Here is an 18,863-nt window from a genome sequence, read left to right on the forward strand (position 1 = left end):
AAAAATTTTATTCAGATTATTCTTTGAATTTCATAATGTTGATAAATACATCCATTGAATATGGTCTGTATGATGATATTCATAAAAATCTTTTTGAATACCTTGAGTGCTGATAGAAAATGGAGGAGGTAATAAATTGTTTTTAGCTGAAAGAATAAGGCAATTAAGAATACATAAAGGAATGAATCAATCAGAACTAGTCGATGGTATTTGTTCTATAGCTTATTTAAGTAGAATAGAAAATGGAAAAATAAAACCCTCAAAACAGTTCCTGGAAAAAATATCAAAAAAACTCGATATTGATTTACATTATCTTTCTGATTTGGATACATTTAATTTTGAGTCTACTATTCAAGACATTTCGAATAAATATAGACTAAATAATTCATTAACAGATAAAGAAGTATCCCTTTTAGAAATTTATTCATTAGAGATGCACTCAGTCCCAATTCTCTTGCAAATTTATGGGGTACTTATTCATTACTATATATTGAATCAAGATATTAAAAATGCAAATCGACATTATGAAAAATCACTAAATCTTTTACCTGATAGAGGGTTAGAATATTTTCCTGAGGATTCACTTTTCTACTTTATAGCTTGCGGTAACTATTTCTATAGTAAACAAAATTTTAATAAAGCAAATGATTATTACACAAATGCTGATAAATTGTTAAAGGAAGAAGATGGAATTCTAAGAGCAAACTTATACTATAGTTTAGGTTTGGCTAAGCAACGCCTCTTTAAAAGTCAACAAGTGAGTAGACAGTATTCATTAAAGGCATATGATTTATATGAAAATTTAAATTATACTTCTAACATGATTTCAGTACTAAATACTCTAGGAGTTCAATATTATTTGGACAATATGTTTGATGAGGCTAAAAAATGTTTAAAAAAAGCTGAGGAGCTTATTAATCTAAATGAGAACCAAACTTTAATGGGCATGATTAAATATAACTATGGTCGAATATATCAGGGAATGAAGGATTTTGATAGAGCTATAGCTTACTTTGAAGACAGCTTGAAGATTAATCAAAACAGTAAAAAAGAAAAGGTATATTCTTTAAGGGGTCTAATTGAAGTATATTCTGAACTGAAAAATTGGAATAAAGTAAACATATATTTAAATGAGGCTATTCAAATAGTGGAAGATCTGAATCATCTTACATATCTCTATGTTGATATTCGTGCTTTAGTTGCAGAGTTATATAAAATACGTGGGGATTGTTATAGTTATGAAAAGGAGATGCAACAAATAATTTCATACTCTCAAAAAAATGATCAATTATTACTGATAAAAAAACTCTCTATTGATTTAGCTAATCATTATTTTAGTGTAAATGCCTATAAAATGGCTGCAAAATACTATCAAACGGCATTGAAGTTTGAAAATTAATTATTGAATCTCTGCTACTACTTTTATTTTCTCCTTTTTTCTTTAAATTCTTCTCCTGCAAATGGTGAATTCTTTTATGATTATTTTTTGTAAGCAAACGTATAAGCATCAGATTTTTCTCTGATAATAGAAACATAATTTAACTTGTAGAATAAACCACCAGTTAGACTGGTGGTTCTTTTTTAATACCAATTTAATGTAGCCTCTTACTCTAGGTAATGTAATATGCTTCTTTATTCCGTTGTACAGTAACCTCTGATTTTAAACTACTTGTCATTAAGTAGTTTATAGAGAGGGCTTCACATTTTATTAGAACTACCAATACTATGATTGAGTATTTACTTTCGAATCACCTTTCTGCAACTGTTTATCCACGACTCTTGATTATCCTCTAGAGATTCTTTCATTCTTTATTTAGTTGTTCCAGATTTATTACTTTGTAAAATTTCACAGGTAAATTTATGAGTTAACCTTAAAATTATTAACATTATTTTACTCGTTTCAATATACAAAATGATTGAGTTATAGTTTTCTTACAAACACATCGCAAAAACTGAAGGGGGGAATAGAGATAAAACCTGTAAATCAACAAATGTCGTCAAAAACAGTTACGAATGCTTCGTTAACTCGAAATGGATATATTAAATTTCGAATTTTCAAAGAGACTGAGCCATTTAGCGAAATAAATTCCTTTGAAGAGGTAGATGTACCAATAATTCATATAAATACATTGGCCCAAATTATGTATGAAGCTCTAAAAGGCTATGATTATGAAAGCTTACCAATAATTCCTACTATTATTATTTTAAGTGGGAATACTGTATGGGGAATCAGTGACGAAGGTATATACTTGATTGATTTCTATAAAGAAATTTTATTTCCTATTAAGTATATTGAAGAAGATTGGAATGCTATAAAAAAAGAATCAAAGTCCACGCTAGCTATAGGCTATTTAGAAAGAAAAAATGTTATTAAAACACAAAAATTTAAAGAAGTTGTTGAGGAGATATCATTAAAGATGAGACAAGTCATAGAATTACATGGTGAACTTTCAGATATCATAACTGAAAAAAAAGTAGGATTGAATATATTGCCTATTTCCTCTATTCAATGGATAAGAAAAAAGAGATTTTAATAAAATTAATAAAATAAAATTTAGAAAATTTTATTTTTCTCTAGTCAATATATTATTAATATTTAAACCCAAGATCGAGGGCCACAGGATATAAAAATAGGAGGAACAAAAAATGGTTGAGAACAAAGAACAAGTAACATTAGAAGATTTAGAAATTCGCTTTTCTGAACTACGTGATGAAGAGTTAGCAGCACGTCCAACACAGCACGTAGGTCACTAAAATTCTAGCTAAAGGAGGAACAAAAAATGGTTGAGAACAAAGAACAAGTAACATTAGAAGATTTAGAAATTCGTTTTTCTGAGCTACGTGATGAAGAGTTAGCAGCACGCCCAACACAGCACGTAGGCCACTAAAATTCTAATTAAAGGAGGAACAAAGAATGGTTGAGAACAAAGAACAAGTAACATTAGAAGATTTAGAAATTCGCTTTTCTGAGCTACGTGATGAAGAGTTAGCAGCACGCCCAACACAACACGTAGGTCACTAATTTTTGGTACATAAGTATCTAAAATTATAAAAAACGTATATTCTGTGGTTTTCGATCTTGAGTTTAAACAATAAGAGGAGGAAATACTTTGAACTTTTATAGTGAATTAAGTAAATCAACTAATAATTTTTTTAGTCCATCATTGTATTCAAATTTATCTGATTTGGATTTAGCTGCTGTTTATGAAGCACCAATCAAAACACTTTTAGAAATGTCTAATTCAGTAGAAGATACAACCTATAAAAACAGCCTACGTATCTACGTCAATGGAGAGTCCAGAGAGGATTTAGAAGAGTATATAATTAAAAATCCACCTCAAAGTTTTTCTAGCCTTGAGGAATGGGGAAAAAAGATATTTGGAGAAGAAGCAGATTATTTAATTATATTAAACCGAGTAGAAAAGTGGCATGACCCTATAGTTAAGTGGTGTGGGGACTTATTCCATTCAGCAAATGGGAAGATTCATGAAGATTTATTACACCTGGAAGCCACATATTTTATTGGTAATACTACCTATACACCATTTGGAGTTCACATTGATGATATTTCTGATGCATTACATTTAAATCTGGGTCCAAATAAAAGGTATATGCATTTATGGACACCAGAGTTGTACAAAGAAAAGAGGGGATCATTGGAGCCTTTAATTAATCCTAATAATAGCTTTTTGGCTAGTTCAGATCGATTTGAGATTAATCCAAATAACTGGTTCTATCTACCAGCCAGTAGATTCTACCATGTTGGAGAAAATACAGATTTTAGTGTATCTCTAGCTATAGCTTTAATTAGATTTGATTCTGAAACAATTTTTAAAAGAGCTATAACAGAAGGTATAGTCAATAAGGAAGAAACTAATTCTTTAGATGTTAATCAACTAATAAATAATGTTTTGAAAGAAGTGGTTCAGAGTAGAGATGGGATAATTTCTTATGAAAAAATTAGTACTCTAAATAATCATATTGAAGAGGAAGTTATAAAATATACATTACGTATTCAAAGTAATTTAGGATTTCGAGTACCTACAAAAAGGACCTCCCTGGATTTAACTGATCAAGTAATATGGGAAAAAAGTTTAGTCTCTATTATGAAACCTTTCAAAATATTGACTCTTGTGAAAGAAGATAAAATACATATCTTTGCTCGGGGAAATATGATTAGTTTAAGTAAAAATTATTCAGTTTTAAGTTTTATTAAGATGTTGAATACAGAAAATAGCATTGAATTTCAACAGTTATTGGAAAAATATAGTCATAGTCTAAGTGAGGAGTCTCTTAATTACCTTATTCAAACATTATATAAATGTGGAATTTTAGAGGTGAAAAGTCTTGAGTATAAATAATGAGAATTTTGTTATTAATCCTAGTGTATTAGTTAAAGATAGTGATAAAGATGTATTTATTATTTTACCTCACGAGAAAAAAAAGATTCAAGCAAGTAAACATATAAATAAAGTATTAAAGACTATTGAAAAACCAATAGATTTATTATCTATGGAGAAACTAGGTATTAATGTTAGTGTTATTAAATTTCTATTAGATGAAACAATACTAATTCCCGAAAATGAAGTTAAATTACATAAAAATGGTCTTATAAGGCACCCTAGAAATACAATTGGTCAAAAGATAGACATTTTTAAAATTGAATCAAATGCTAACTTTCACGGGCAGTTTTGCTTCTTAGGTATCCCGGTTTCTTATGAAGTAAATGGGTTATATAGTCCACTACATGGTACTTCACAAATAAGAGCTAATATTCAACTTTTTGATAGTCTGGATTCTTTTTCAGAATTGCAGAGGAAAGAGGAATATATAATAGATTTAAATTATTCTAAAACATACATTGGTAGTGAAGTGTTGCCTTATGACTTAGGTGATATTAGCTATGATGCACGAATTGAGTCAATAAGTGATATTAATGAAAAAGTTGAATTTCTGGTGAAGAAAATGGCTGAACATAATCTAAAACCACTTGTTCTTGGAGGAGACCATACAATCACTTATCCAGTAGTTGCTACCCTTTTAGAAATCCATAATAATCTAACTATTATTCATTTTGATGCCCATACAGATCGTTATGAAAACCGTTTAAGAAATATACAGGGCCTAACTATAGGAAATGTCTTTAGTGAATTAATGAAAGAGAAAAATTTCCACCAACTAGTACAGGTTGGAATAAGGGAGTTTGAAAAAAGAGATCATATATTAGATCATCTTGATGATAGATTGAAAGTTCATTCTGCTAATAAGATTCACTCCCTAAACGATATAACATCTATTTTTTCTACATTAGATAAAAATAATCCTATTTATCTTTCGTTTGATGTAGATGTTCTAGATCCAGCTTATGCGCCAGAAGTAGCGTGGCCAGTCATCGGAGGTCTTTCGTATTATCAAACTTCTACATTGATTGATTACTTAAGTAGAAATTTTAACATTGTAGGAGCTGATTTTGTTGAAGTTTGTGCTGGAGAGAGAAAACCAAATTTAGCAGCCTTATCCTCCGCAAACCTGGCCACCTTACTTACACTTAATCAAAATAAAAAAGCAAAAGCGAGGTAACATTTCATGCTTATAACAAATGAAAAAAGTAACATAGAAATATTTGCTAAAGATTGGATGGAACAGCTTCTTAAACATACAAAAAATTTAAAAGATTATGCCTTAATACCCGATTTGTTAGTGCAGCCTGAAATTATAAATAGTGAGTTAAAGTACACTATAAGCCAGTTCAAAAAAAGCGATGATAAGCCTATATTAAGGGTTTTTACGGATAACGGGCAACGTTATGATTTATTAGAAAAGATTAAAAGTACAACATTTCTTCCAGAAGCAGATTTGGATTCTTGGATAAAAGAGACAATAGGATATGACGAATATTGTCTTACTATTAATGGTATTACTAAATGGAATAATCAATTACATACTATTTTAACTACAGAAATAGTTAATAAAGTTGTAGAGAGCGTAGGCGTTCCATTAGCGGGAGTTGATACTTATGCATTTATAGCTAAAGGAGGATATACACCATTTGGAATCCATGAGGATCCTGATCATTCTTTGATTTTTCATCTAGGCCCTGATGAAAAACACGTTTGGATTTGGAGAAATGCAGAGTATTTAAAGTTAACAGGTGGGAAAAATGATCGCCGTTTTGATTTTGAAAATCTTGTACCTCATGCGGAGCATCTTGTAATGAAACCAGGTGACTGTTTATTTATTCCTAAAGGCGATTTCCATGTATTTGAGAATGTCGGTTATTCTTCTTTTTTAGGATTTATATTATATCCTTCGAATTCATTAATAATAGGTAATGCTGGTATAAATATGTTAGTGGAAATAAATGGAAATGATTCTTTGTATTTTGTAAAAGAAGAGGAACTAAAGGATTGTATTTATCAACAAATGGACCGGATCACTCAATCACCTATCTCTGTGGAGGAAGGAATAAAGCAGGGGTCGTATTATTATCATTTATTACTCAGAAGCAATGGCTATGCCATACATAAGCCAATATTAAATAAGATTCTAAAGGATGAATATTATGACAAAACGTTAATCAGACCTCTTTGTTTCCCAATTCTATATGAAATTTATAATGGGAAAATAACGATATTTATTAGAGGTAGATTATTAGAGCTTAAACATCTACAGGGTGTAGTTGAAGCTATTGAAGTAGTAAATACTTATCAAGAAGTTACTTATTTAAAATTATTAGAGAATCTGAAAAATATAGTCCCACTAGAAGTTGCAGAGTTCTTATTAGATTGTATTATTCAATATAAGGGATTAACTGTTAAGGAGAATATATATGAATAGAACAGTAATCGATTGTGATTTATTTCAAGAAACAAATGACCTTAAAAATACAAGGTTATGGAGAAATTTTGTCAGTGAGAAAATTGATTGGTTGGAGATTTATAAAAATTTTATATTAAATTTACAGAATAGCGGTAAAATACCGACTGTTAATATTAATGTAAATAATTCTGTAAAGCCTTGGTTAAAAACAAAAATATTTGATCATAAAGTCAGTGACTATAATAACCTTGAGGACTGGTTTATTAAATGGCTGGACGATGATGATTTCTGTATATTATTTGACCGAATTACAGATTATAGTGAGGAAGTATTTAATCTTTTAGTATCAAAAATTATTTCAGGTCTAGGAGATAGGAATTTTAGTATTGGAGCAGATTCTTATGCTATTTTTGGAAATTACGGGTATACTCCATTTGGAATACATCCTGATTCTGAACCAATTTTCCTTATACATTGCGGACCGGGTAGCAAAGATTTATGGTACTGGGAAGAAAAACCTAATGAAGAATATATAGGTAGACATGATATCCTTGAGCTTAATGATGATTGGAAAGAGGATGCGGTTCATGTAGTGCTTGAACCAGGTGACATGATATTCATTCCTAGTCAAGTTTACCATCTACTTTACACTAAAGATTTTTCTATAACGCTTGGCACTGCTATATTTCCTGGAAATGCAAGTTCCTTAGTTCGTACAGGTATTTCTAATTTACCAATCTTGAACTCTACAAATAATGAGGTAACTGTTACATGGTCTAATGAAGAGACTATGAAAAGTGAATTTAATAAAATTTTAACTGAAGATTTTGGCTTTCAATATATGGATTTAGGAGAAGCAGTATATCAAGGACTATTAGACCAACAATATAAGTTGAGAAGTAATGGTGGGTTTATCGGAGCTCCTATTACAAATATGGAAAGCAAAATGGATTATAAAAATAATTGTTTTAAATTGAAGAAAAATACTGAAATTGCCTTTAGAAAGAAAAATGATGAATTAATACTTTATCTAAGAGGTAGAATTTGTAAAATTGGTTACAACTCTCTTATAGAGAACGTTCTAAACTTAATTAATACTAAACCTAAATTTTCCTTTAATAATCTTTTAGAAATAGTAGAAGATGAAAAAGTTGTTTCTAAACTTTTAGATTTATTTTACCAACATAAATGTATTGAGATTGCTTGTTGCTGCAAATTGGAAGGAAATCCTCAGCATGTCTAAGGAATTAACAATTAATGAAGGTAATTATTATCTTGTTAAACGTTTTTTACTTGAGAGTCAAAAATTAGATTGGTTAAAAGTAATAAATAAAATTGAATCAATCAATATAGGGAGAGATAAATGATTTTAAGTAAAAGTAGATATCTCTTTAAAGATAAAAACTTCTTTTTATTTTGGTTATCTCAGGTTATTTCCTCAATTGGAAATACTATGATACCAGTAACGATTACATTTGCTGTATTGGAAGTCACTGGGAGTGCTACCAAACTCGGTATGGTGCTAGGAGCACTTTGGATTTCTCGAGTTATATTTGTTATGTTTGGGGGAGTGCTAGCTGATCGTATTCCCCGAAAAAAGATTTTAATTATTGCAGATTTATTACAAGGAGTTAATCACGTAGTAGTAGGTATTCTATTTTTTGTAGGGTCTATAGAAATGTGGCATTTAACAGTCTCTGCCTTATTTTATGGAGCAGTAAGTGCTTTTCATTCTCCTGCATCTAGCGGAATATTACCTCAACTAATTGATAAGGAAAAATTTCAAAAAGCAAACTCCGTATTGAGTATAGCAAATAGTATCTTCGAAATAATTGGACCTGCATTAGCGGGTGTAATGGTAATTTTTTGGGGCTTTAGCACTATATTTTTTATTGATGCAATTACCTTTTTTATTAGTATGATATTAATGTGCCTTGTTATTGAACGATATAAAAGTGAACCTCGAACGGAAGAATCTTATTGGGCAGACTTGGTTGGAGGGATAAGGGTTGTAAGGAATTACTCCTGGATATGGTCTACGTTAATTATATTTTCTACATTAAACTTTGCAATTGCTTCATTTTACGTTTTAGGACCTATTATTATTTTAGAAAACTTTGGAGACCCTAAAGCTTGGGGACTAATTGTAATGGCTAGTTCAGTTGGAGGATTAATTGGTGGAGTCGTGTCACATAATATTAAGCTTAAAAATCCTTTAAGAGTAAGTTTTATTATTATGCCAATTTTCGTTTCATTAGAGATTCTTGTATTAATTGGTCCTATGTCTTCTTGGATAATAATGTTGGTAGTTATGTTCACTAGCGCTAGTATTGTTATTGGTGGTGTATTATGGGATACATTTGTTCAACATAACTTACCACAAAATCTCTTATCAAGAATTGGATCTTTAGATTCTTTTGTCTCTTTTGTATTTATGCCACTAGGTTTCGTTTTAGCCGGTCCACTTTCCAATTATTTAGGAATGACTTGGACACTACTTATAATCTCTTCTTTAGTAATAGTTTTAAGTTTTTTATTTTTATATCTTGGAGAGAGTTTTAAAATGAGAGCTGAGAATAAAAATGAATTAGCTTAAATACGCATTGTATCTATTTAGCATAGAAAATAATAATAAAGATGACATGGTAAATTATTAAGAAAAAGAGAATCCCACATGAAAGCAATCTTTGCTTTTCGGTGGGATTTTATATTAGAACATACATCCGATGAATGTTTTTATGGAAGTGTCTCTATACTGATGAATCGGTTGGAAATACAGTTAATAAATGTTAAATGAAAAACGAAATATTATCATCACGACAAACCTTCAATCCGGTCTGTCAGTGTAACCACATGCTATTGGGAATCAAACATTCGCAGAGTTGGTCATCCACTTGCTCACTGGCCATTCAACAAATCTGTTCATTTTCACAAGTGAAACGATTGATATCGCAATTCAAATATATGCAGTTAACAATTAGTATTGGCAAGTGGTAACTAAATTATTAACATCCATTCAATTGGTGAAGATATAAAGGTTTAAAAAATTTAAAGGAGCGTATATATGCAATCGATAAAAAAGGATTTAGTAATAGATAATTATCATGGTACACTGGTTGCTGATCCATATAGGTGGCTTGAAAACTTAGACTCGTTAGAGACTATTAAGTGGTGTTCTGAAAGGAAAATAGAATACAACAACTATTTTTTTAAAAAAATAACTCTAAATACAGATAGAGAACGTTTAACTGAATTATGGAATTGTCCAAAATACTTTGTTCCTAAAGTGGTTAAAAATGATATGTTTTACCTTAGAAATAATGGATTACAAAATCAACCGGTTTTATATAAAAAAATGGGAGAAGAAGAGATTACTATTTTAGATTTAAACTCTTTTTGTAAAGATGGAACCGTTGCTTTAATTGATTATTCAATCAGTAATGATGGACGTTATGTTGTATTTACGACATCAAAAAAAGGTAGTGACTGGCAAGAGATAAGGATAAGAGATATATCTACCTTAACAGATTTATCTGATAATCTTAAGTGGGTGAAATTTACTTCGATTGCTTGGTCACCTGATAGCAAAGGTTTTTATTATAGTAGGTTTCCGGAACAAGGAAGTGTAAAATCAGGCGATGAGAATAAATATAATAAAGTTTATTATCACGAAATCGGTAAAAGTCAATTTGAGGATACCTTAATCTTCGAAGATCCTAGAGATCCGGAATTGAGATATTTACCGATTATATCGGAAGATGAGAAATATCTTTGCTTACATGTTAAGAAAGGCACATCATCAAAAAATAAATTTTATTTAAAAAATTTACAATTTGATTCTGAATTTGTATTTTTATTGGACGATCTAGATGCGGAGTACTCATATATTACAAACGTTGATACGACTTTTTATTTTAAGAGTAACATTGATTCACCTAAAGGTTGCGTAATAGCTGTAGATATAAAAAAACCAGAAAGGAAAAATTGGGTTGTAATTCTTCCTGAACAAGAAAATGCGATAGATGGAATTATATACATAAACAATTTATTTGTTATTGCATTTTTGCAAAATGCCTTCCATAAATTAATTGCATTTTCACTAGAAGGGGTACTTGAGTACGAAATTAATCTTCCAAGTATTGGATCCCTAACCGGGTTAACTAGTAAATTGAAGGGTACTGAAATCTTTTTTGGTCTAACTTCCTACTTAACACCCGCATATATCTATAAATTTGATGTAATCAAAAGAAAGATGACGGTTCTTGCAGGATCAAATCTTCCTTACTCTGTAGATAATTATGTAACCAAACAAGTATTTTATCACTCAGGGGATGGTACGAGAATTCCAATGTTTATAACTCATAGAAAGGATATTAACTTAAATGGAGAGAATCCAGTAATTTTATATGGATATGGTGGTTTTAATATCAGTATTACACCCCAATTTAATCCTGCAATTTTGTTATGGTTAGAAAAAGGGGGAGTATACGTAGAGGCTAATATAAGGGGGGGAGCTGAATACGGAGAAGATTGGCATAAAGGAGGTATGTTAGAAAATAAACAAAATTCATTTAATGATTTTATTCATGCAGGAGAATGGTTAATAAAAAATAACTATACAAGCCCCGATAAACTATCTATTATGGGAGGTTCTAATGGTGGTTTACTAGTCGCAGCTTGTATGCTACAACGCCCAGAATTATTTAGAGCTGTAGTTTGCCAAGTACCTGTTTTAGATATGCTTCGCTATCATAAATTTGCTATCGGTCATTATTGGATACCTGAATATGGTTGTGCTGAAAACCCTAAGCATTTTCCATTTCTGTTTGCATATTCACCATTACACAATGTAAAGTACAACCAAAAATATCCATCTATTCTAATAGCAACTGCCGAGGAGGACGATAGAGTTGTACCAGCCCATGCAATGAAGTTTGCAGCCACGTTACTTGAAAAAGGAAAAGAGAATTCAAGGGTTCTCTTTAGAATGGAGCAGAAGGCTGGACATGGAATTGGAAAACCAACTTCTAAAGTGATTGACGAATGGATAGATTATTTTTTATTTTTAGAAACAGAACTTGGGATTTACAAATAATTAAAGATGTTGATAAACAATCTATTATAAAGTGTATTCAGGGGGATTTAAGCTCAAAACAGTACAAAGATTAATCCACAAGTACTAATTAAATTCAAATTGGTACTTGTGGAATTTTACAGATACATCACATCACGATTTTCCAATGCATTAATTTCTTTTATAAACCCTTAGCTTTTCATTTTCTTATTAACTTTTATACTTTTAGAAAGCTGTTTCCATTTTTGCTTTTCCACTAGCAAAGCGTCTTTATTCGATTTAACCTCTATGTAGGCGAGCTCCTTTTGTAATTTTAAATAACTTTTAAATCGTGCGTTCTCCAACTCGCCACATTCAATTGCCTGTTGGACTGCACAACCAGCTTCACCTTTATGCTGACAATCCCTGAAGTGACATTGAGCACTTAGTTCATTAATATCAGAGAAGCTTTCGTTTAAGCTATTTCCTTGGTCCCAAAGCTGTAACTCGCGCATACCTGGTGTATCAATTAAACAACCGCCGTTTGGCAACATTACTAACTCACGATGAGTTGTAGTATGGCGGCCCTTACCATCATCTTCACGAATATCAGATACACGCATTTGCTCTTTGCCACTCAATATATTGACTATTGTCGACTTTCCGGCACCAGATGAGCCTAGTAAGGCACCAGTTACCCCATTATTAAACAGCCCTTTTAGTTGATCGATACCTTCACCTGTTACCGCACTTACTGCTACTACATTGACTCCAATCGCAACCTTTTCCACTTCACGAACGTAGCGGGTAGTATTCTCACATAAGTCTGCCTTTGTAAGGACAACTACTGGCATCGCGCCTGAATCCCAAGCAGCCAACAAATAACGCTCGATTCGACGTACATTAAAATCTGCATTTAAACTCATTACTAAAAATACTAAATCTACATTTGCCGCGACAATTTGTTCTTCCATTTCCCGCCCGGCTACTTTCCTTGTAAACTTCGACTTACGATCAAATAAATGATGAATTATCCCACGCGACTCACCTTGCATTTGTTCAACTAAAACAAAATCTCCAACCGCTGGAAAACCTTCCCGTCCAGTGGAATGATACGCATAGCTACCTGATACGGTAGCTAATAGCTCGCCTACTTTTGTCATAACACGATAAGAGTGCTTATGTTCCAGTGTTACACGACCAATCAACCAATTTTCATTTTTTATTTGCATTTGTTGGTACTGATTTTCAAAAAAATCTGTAAAGCCTAATTTATTTAAATTCAATATTTAACCCCCTAACAATAAAGATCCATATTTAACTAAACGAAGTAATGAAGGTTATAATCTGTTTTTTTACAGAAACCATCTTTTCTTCCTATAATTAGGTTCATTATACCTTAAATATGGAATAAGTAGAAGTGCTTTGATATTCACATCTAGGTAATTGATTTCGGAAAATTTCAGACATAGAATCTATTCTGTTATTTCAATCTTTCCTAAAATTGTAGCATCTCTATTTCTGAAAATTTATTTGCTAGCAGAAAGAAAATATACTTTGAAGTCGATATTTGATTAAATTTTTCAAAATAGATTTTTACATTCGGTGTAAAATAAAGTTTAAATACCATTTTTTAATTAGACTTTATTCCAAAACAACATAAACAAGAAGAAAAATATTGTTAGTGCAAGCAAACATCTTGGTAAAATTATGATTTAACTTTTCATATGTATTCAAAGACGATAAGATTTTAAAAGTGTAAAGAAAACGGATTATTATACGTTATTAGGAACTTAAAAGTGATAGAAGTAAAGATTTTTTTTCAATAACGAGTGCAATTTAAAATAAAGCGCCGAATCAATGGTAACTATTTTATTTAGTAACGTAAGTTGTTTAGTTTAATAAGAAGATAAATCCCTTATATTTATAATATATATAAATGGGGAATACTTTTAAATGAGGTGTTTTATTGAATGAGATAAGAACTGAAACAGAAAGATTAGTTATTCGATTATTAGAAGAGGGAGATTATTCTTCTTGGCTTACCCAATATGAAAATCGCTTACCTTCTCAACATAAATACGACGAAGGTAATTTAGATATGAGCATCTGTACGAAAGAATGGTTTCATGATTTAGTTACTAAACACCATCAAATGGCTGAGGATGACAAGGTATATGTATTTGGAGTGTTTAGAAAAGTAGATAATACTCATATTGGCTTTATAGACTTTTCGACAATTATGAGGGAAGGATTTCAATGGGCCAGGTTCGGATATACAATTCATAACCAATTTTGGAGAAGAGGTTATGGTAAAGAGGCTGTAAAAGCAGCCATTGATCTAGCGTTTGAAAAATTAAATTATCATCGAATAGAAGCTCACATAAATCTTGAAAATATAGCATCTATAGAGCTAGCAGAAAGTGTTGGAATGGTTTATGAATGTACGAGAGAAGGATTCATATTTGAGGACAACCAATGGACTGACCAACTAGTTTACTTTATAAACGCAAAGTAAGTTTATTAAACATATTCGAAGTGAAATGCGAAAAAAGTTCCACTATATGGTATTTTAAACAACTTTATTAATTATTGAAAGATTAAAAAACATAAGATTTGTCGAAGTTAACCAATTTTAAAACCACCTATCAAATTTAACGATGGGCGGTTTTTGATTTCATAAGACAAAAATTAACCAACTTTATTATGCATTTTCAGATGTTGTTGATTTTTGTGCAAAAAAATATCAAATTATTAAATGACTGAAATCATATAAGTTGTTAAATACCTTAAACATCGCCTCAGCCACGGCGTTATCATAAGGGCATCCCTTCATGCTCAGGGATCGCTGGATTCCGAATGTTTCTAGGGCTTTTGAAATGAGTTTATTATCAAACTCTTTTCGTTCAAGTTACCTCTAATACTTACTAGTGCTTGATAAACCAGCTCTGCTGTCTTATTTGCACCAGCACTACGGCCAATGTTTTCATGATTGAAAAGGTCGACAAATAAGCATACATAATGCCATTTTGTTCCGACACGGACATATGTTAAATCACTCACGATGACAGCCATCGGCTCTTCTTGCTCAAATTGGCGCTGTAATTCATTATTTATCGGCGCTTCAATTACATGTTGAATGATGCACCTTATACTGTGCTACTGTATAGTTGATGCTAGTCCAAGACCTTTCATTAAACGACCAATTCGACGACGTGATACGTGTTTTGGCTCTGGTAATTTACTTAGTTCTTTCTTGATTTTACGCGTACCATAATTGTTACGGCTTTCCTTGAAAATACGAGCAATCTCTTTGGAAATCTCTTCATCTTCAGTTTTTAGCGCACGTTTGCCACAAACATCGGCATGATAGTAATACGTACTTTTCGGAATATCAAGGAACACATTGCTGATACTGAATATTTGTGAGCGTTATTTCGAATCACATCTATTTTCGTCCCATGATCAGCGCTGCTTGCTTTAAAATATCATTCTCCGTCAGTCTGGTTTTTAATCCAACGGTCTAAAGCTGAAGACGTTATATCGTATTCTCGGGCAATATCTGCACGGGATTTTCCATTTTCATAAAGTTTTACTAATTGCAATTAAAATTCAGATGTAAAAGTTCGACGTTGACGTGACATAGTAGCACGCTCCTTTAAGTTGGTATTCTAAGTGTACTAGCCCTTATTTTTTATGTCCAACTTAGTGTAGCCGATTCAATTCATAACTAATTGGTAGGAGGGAGATCTTTATGAAAGTAAAGGGATTGGGAGGAATCTTTTGGAGGTCTAAAAACCTAGAAGAAATTAAACAGTGGTATAGCAAAGTTCTAAACATGGAAATTGAAAGTTGGAATGGTACCATGATTACACCACAGCCAGGCAATGAAACAATTTTTTCCTTCTTCTCTGAGCATGACAGCTATTTTCCAACAGATCAGCAAGTGATGCTAAACTTTCAAGTGGAAAATCTAGAAGACAGTATCAAACATCTTGAAAAAATAGGTGTGCCCCTTGCAATGGACAAGACAATTCATGAGTTTGGAAAATTTATTTGGATTGAAGATCCAGAAGGAAGACGTATCGAGCTTTGGGAAAAATAAATCAAAGGAATTAATTTGAAAGTGACAGCAATATGTTAACTTCGTTTAAATAGTGGGGGAAATAGCTTGTGGTTCGCCTTTAAAGTCGTTTGAACATTTTAGTACACAGCTTGTTTTAGCCGTGGATGTTTAGAAATGAGTGGCGAGGGAATTTATAAATAAGGTATTTTTAATAGAATGTAACACTCTATTTCAACATACACTTATATATAACTACTCTTAGAAAGGTCTAGTATAAATGCAAAGTATCGTTTTGATTTTAATACTTCAATTAGTATATGTACCCTTTTTAACGTTACGTACAATATTTTTGGTGAAAAACATTACTTTCCTTGCTGCCATATTCGGTATGCTAGAGATGCTCGTGTATGTATTTGGCCTTTCGCTTGTTTTTAGTGGGAAACAAAGTATGTTAGCTATGGTCGTTTATGCAGTTGGTTTTGGTTTAGGTATTTTTTTAGGAGCCAAAATTGAACGAAAGCTGGCGATTGGTTATGTTTATACAACAATCAATACTCAAAATAAGAATGAAGAGCTTGTAAGGTTTCTCCGTAATGAGGGATTTGCTGTGACGATTTATGTTGGAGAGGGGCGAGATAGTAATCGCTATAAATATGAAATTTTAACAAAGAGAAATCGAGAGACGGAACTCTTTCAAATAGTAGAGCAATTTGAACCTAATGCATTTATAATTTCGTATGAGCCGAAGTCATTTAAAGGTGGTTTTTTACTAGCTCGTATGAAGGCTAAGCAAAAATAATTTTTAAAAGTAAAGACCTTAGCTATTGGCTAAGGTCCTTTTGATATTGCTGTTTAAATTGAGTATCAACCCAGTTTTTAAATAGGTCAAAATCGGAGGAGACTGTGTCTTTGTAGTTCATAGCCTGTAAAATTACTTGATCAACAAATACATGACGATCTTTCCCAATCGTTTTTAAAATCTCATCCTCACTATGATAGGTAAAAACATGGGAATAATCGATATCCGCTCGTGCATGTATTTTAGCGGCTATTTGTCCGATGATTGAAGTTGTTGCATAGTAATCCTCAACATTTTTATAGTTTTTAGGCTTTACTTTCTTTTTATAGGGAGAACGTTCTCGAATGTAAAATTCCTGCTCATTCATAGTGATATAGTCTAAATGAGGGTCCTCTAAATGGTGCATGGCTTTTTGTGTCCCCACTACTCGAGCTCCTTGATGCTCATAATGCTTCCAAAATTCTTGGTTGTAAGGAAGGAAATAGGCAGGGATCGCTGTACGTACCTCTTTCATTTCTAATACTAATTCGCCTACTCCCGATGCACCTTTTTTATTTTCTACTAAAATATAGTATCGTTTTAAGCCGATGGAAGCAGTACCTGAGCCATACTTGCAAGCAATATCTTTAATCTTGTAAGCAGGTAGTGCGCTCGTAATGGCATTATATTCATCGGCAGTAACGGGCTGAATTTCATCATTGCTAATAAATAGTCGTTGCCCGTCTTCATTGACATAGGATATATCCTGTAAAAATTGGGAGCTTTGACGTTTCTCTAGCTTTTTCAACAATTTCTTGGCGGGTCCCTTTGTGTTTTCTTTCGTAAATACGAGCGTTAGAGGATCATCCTGTTTACGCTGAAAACGTTTTAACTGATCCATATAGCTGTTGAGCAGGTGTTGAATAGCCGTTTCCTGAGCAGTCCTATGTACGCCTTGTTCCTCTAAATAGAGTGCGATACTAACACTCATCCGAATAATGTCATACAAATAAGAGCCAACATAACCTTCATCAAAATCATTGACATCAAAGACAATCGTACCATCTTCATTTTGAAAGGCACCGAAGTTATCCATGTGCATGTCTCCTTGAATCCAAGTTGGTTTGAGAGTAGGTGTATGGAAAATGGAAGAAATTTTTGTCATGTCAAAATAAAAGAGATAAGCACTTCCTCGGAAAAAGCGAAATGGACTTTCAAGCATTTTCTGATACTTCTCCAAACGCTGTGCTTCAGTTAACTTCATTCGTTGAGCATCAAACTCCTCAAAGATAGTATTTAATAGCTCCTTTCTTAAAAAAACTCTTGTATGTTTCACCTGTTCCAATAATGCATGCTCCATCTAAAAACCCCCTTTAGGTTACATGTATATACGAAAAATAAATGAATAGGTTTCGAAGAAATTTATCAAAAGTACTCGATAAAAATGGCTAAGGATCTAGGGTTATTTCGTAACATGTTCAATCACCTATTTTCATACTATAAGACATGCTCAGTTACGGAGGGGGGTCATATGTATTTTTTGATAAAAAGCCTTGTCATTATAGTAGGGAGTATTTCTTTGTCGTTAGGAATTAACTTATTCTTAACACCCTATGAAATATTAGATGGGGGAGTAGTAGGTTTAGCGCTGATTTTACATTATTTATATAAGCTAAAGATTGGTTTAATGATTATTATCATTAGTATCCCTATTTTTATTATTGCATGGTTTAAATATAGAGCTTATTTTTACAATAGTATTCATGGCTTAATTACCTCTTCATTGACTATAGACTTGTTAAAGCCAGTCAGAAATCTCATTCATATAGATGCTCTTTACAGTGCTATACTTGGGGGGATTCTGGTAGGCTTCGGAATCGGCTTAATGCTTCGTTTTCAGACAAGCACTGGAGGGACAGACCTCATTGCACAATTTATTAGTGATAAAACAAGTATTAATGTAGGGATATTAATATTTTTTATTGATTCTATCGTTATTGTTGTGGGCGGCTTCCTGTTATCCTCCACTACTTTTTTATTGTCTATTATTACGGTTCTAGTAGTAGGCATAACGACGAGCATCATTACGAGTCGTGCTTCATAACATTCGTTTACTCCTGAGCGTGTTGCATAAAAAAATAGCTCCA

At 32.1% G+C, this 18,863-nt stretch carries 14 protein-coding genes and 1 pseudogene; 12 read left to right on the forward strand and 3 right to left on the reverse strand.

Translation table 11 applies throughout. The features are described 5' to 3' along the window. Positions 1–136: 136 nt before the first annotated feature. The 8 genes from ACOZBY_RS17300 (at position 137) to ACOZBY_RS17335 (ending at position 11,914) form a co-directional block, all read left to right on the forward strand. On the forward strand, positions 137–1,399 hold the full coding sequence (locus tag ACOZBY_RS17300; protein WP_422762574.1) for a helix-turn-helix domain-containing protein: 1,263 nt from the start codon (positions 137–139) through the stop codon (positions 1,397–1,399). Positions 1,400–1,991: 592 nt separating this feature from the next. Further along, the gene (locus tag ACOZBY_RS17305; RefSeq protein ID WP_031417645.1) at positions 1,992–2,534 is read left to right on the forward strand and encodes a hypothetical protein; all 543 of its coding nucleotides are present in this window, start codon (positions 1,992–1,994) and stop codon (positions 2,532–2,534) included. Between the two features lie 576 nt (positions 2,535–3,110). Next, a complete protein-coding gene (locus tag ACOZBY_RS17310) occupies positions 3,111–4,361 on the forward strand; it encodes a hypothetical protein (RefSeq protein WP_031417643.1) in 1,251 nt (416 codons plus the stop codon). Further along, entirely contained in the window at positions 4,348–5,580 is a 1,233-nt protein-coding gene (locus tag ACOZBY_RS17315; protein WP_031417635.1) for an arginase family protein, read from the forward strand. Before ACOZBY_RS17310 ends, ACOZBY_RS17315 begins: the two co-directional genes overlap by 14 nt. A gap of 6 nt (positions 5,581–5,586) precedes the next feature. Next, positions 5,587–6,837: a hypothetical protein gene (locus ACOZBY_RS17320; RefSeq protein WP_031417633.1), complete on the forward strand. Its 1,251-nt coding sequence runs from the start codon at positions 5,587–5,589 to the stop codon at positions 6,835–6,837. Next, positions 6,830–8,062, forward strand: a complete 1,233-nt coding sequence (locus tag ACOZBY_RS17325) for a JmjC domain-containing protein (RefSeq protein WP_031417631.1) — start codon at positions 6,830–6,832, stop codon at positions 8,060–8,062. Before ACOZBY_RS17320 ends, ACOZBY_RS17325 begins: the two co-directional genes overlap by 8 nt. Before the next feature lie 120 nt (positions 8,063–8,182). Next, complete coding sequence (locus ACOZBY_RS17330) at positions 8,183–9,415, forward strand: MFS transporter (RefSeq protein WP_422762575.1); 1,233 nt, start codon at positions 8,183–8,185, stop codon at positions 9,413–9,415. A gap of 468 nt (positions 9,416–9,883) precedes the next feature. Then, on the forward strand, positions 9,884–11,914 hold the full coding sequence (locus ACOZBY_RS17335; RefSeq protein ID WP_031417627.1) for a prolyl oligopeptidase family serine peptidase: 2,031 nt from the start codon (positions 9,884–9,886) through the stop codon (positions 11,912–11,914). A 170-nt stretch (positions 11,915–12,084) separates the two neighbouring features. Here ACOZBY_RS17335 and rsgA read toward each other — a convergent pair whose 3' ends face one another. Further along, a complete protein-coding gene (gene rsgA, locus ACOZBY_RS17340) occupies positions 12,085–13,158 on the reverse strand; it encodes a ribosome small subunit-dependent GTPase A (RefSeq protein ID WP_031417625.1) in 1,074 nt (357 codons plus the stop codon). Positions 13,159–13,841: 683 nt separating this feature from the next. Between rsgA and ACOZBY_RS17345 the strand changes: the two genes are divergently transcribed. Continuing rightward, positions 13,842–14,390, forward strand: a complete 549-nt coding sequence (locus ACOZBY_RS17345) for a GNAT family N-acetyltransferase (protein ID WP_031417623.1) — start codon at positions 13,842–13,844, stop codon at positions 14,388–14,390. Positions 14,391–14,660: 270 nt separating this feature from the next. On the opposite strand, the pseudogene ACOZBY_RS17350 reads toward ACOZBY_RS17345, so the two are convergent. After that, positions 14,661–15,477, reverse strand: a pseudogene (locus tag ACOZBY_RS17350) (IS3 family transposase); the annotation flags it as partial. A 149-nt stretch (positions 15,478–15,626) separates the two neighbouring features. On the opposite strand from ACOZBY_RS17350, the gene ACOZBY_RS17355 reads away from it, so the two are divergent. Further along, complete coding sequence (locus ACOZBY_RS17355) at positions 15,627–15,977, forward strand: VOC family protein (protein ID WP_031418286.1); 351 nt, start codon at positions 15,627–15,629, stop codon at positions 15,975–15,977. A 238-nt stretch (positions 15,978–16,215) separates the two neighbouring features. Continuing rightward, positions 16,216–16,737: a DUF2179 domain-containing protein gene (locus ACOZBY_RS17360; protein WP_012292513.1), complete on the forward strand. Its 522-nt coding sequence runs from the start codon at positions 16,216–16,218 to the stop codon at positions 16,735–16,737. Between the two features lie 22 nt (positions 16,738–16,759). Here the strand turns inward: ACOZBY_RS17360 and ACOZBY_RS17365 are convergent, their stop codons facing one another. Next, positions 16,760–18,076, reverse strand: a complete 1,317-nt coding sequence (locus ACOZBY_RS17365) for a DUF2252 family protein (protein WP_422762576.1) — start codon at positions 18,074–18,076, stop codon at positions 16,760–16,762. Positions 18,077–18,247: 171 nt separating this feature from the next. Here ACOZBY_RS17365 and ACOZBY_RS17370 point away from each other — a divergent pair, with 171 nt between their 5' ends. Continuing rightward, positions 18,248–18,820: a YitT family protein gene (locus tag ACOZBY_RS17370; protein ID WP_012292515.1), complete on the forward strand. Its 573-nt coding sequence runs from the start codon at positions 18,248–18,250 to the stop codon at positions 18,818–18,820. The last annotated feature ends 43 nt before the right edge of the window (positions 18,821–18,863 follow it).

This window comes from Lysinibacillus sp. NPDC056220 (assembly GCF_049315265.1).
In the GTDB taxonomy this organism is placed as follows: Bacteria; Bacillota; Bacilli; order Bacillales_A; family Planococcaceae; genus Lysinibacillus; species Lysinibacillus pinottii.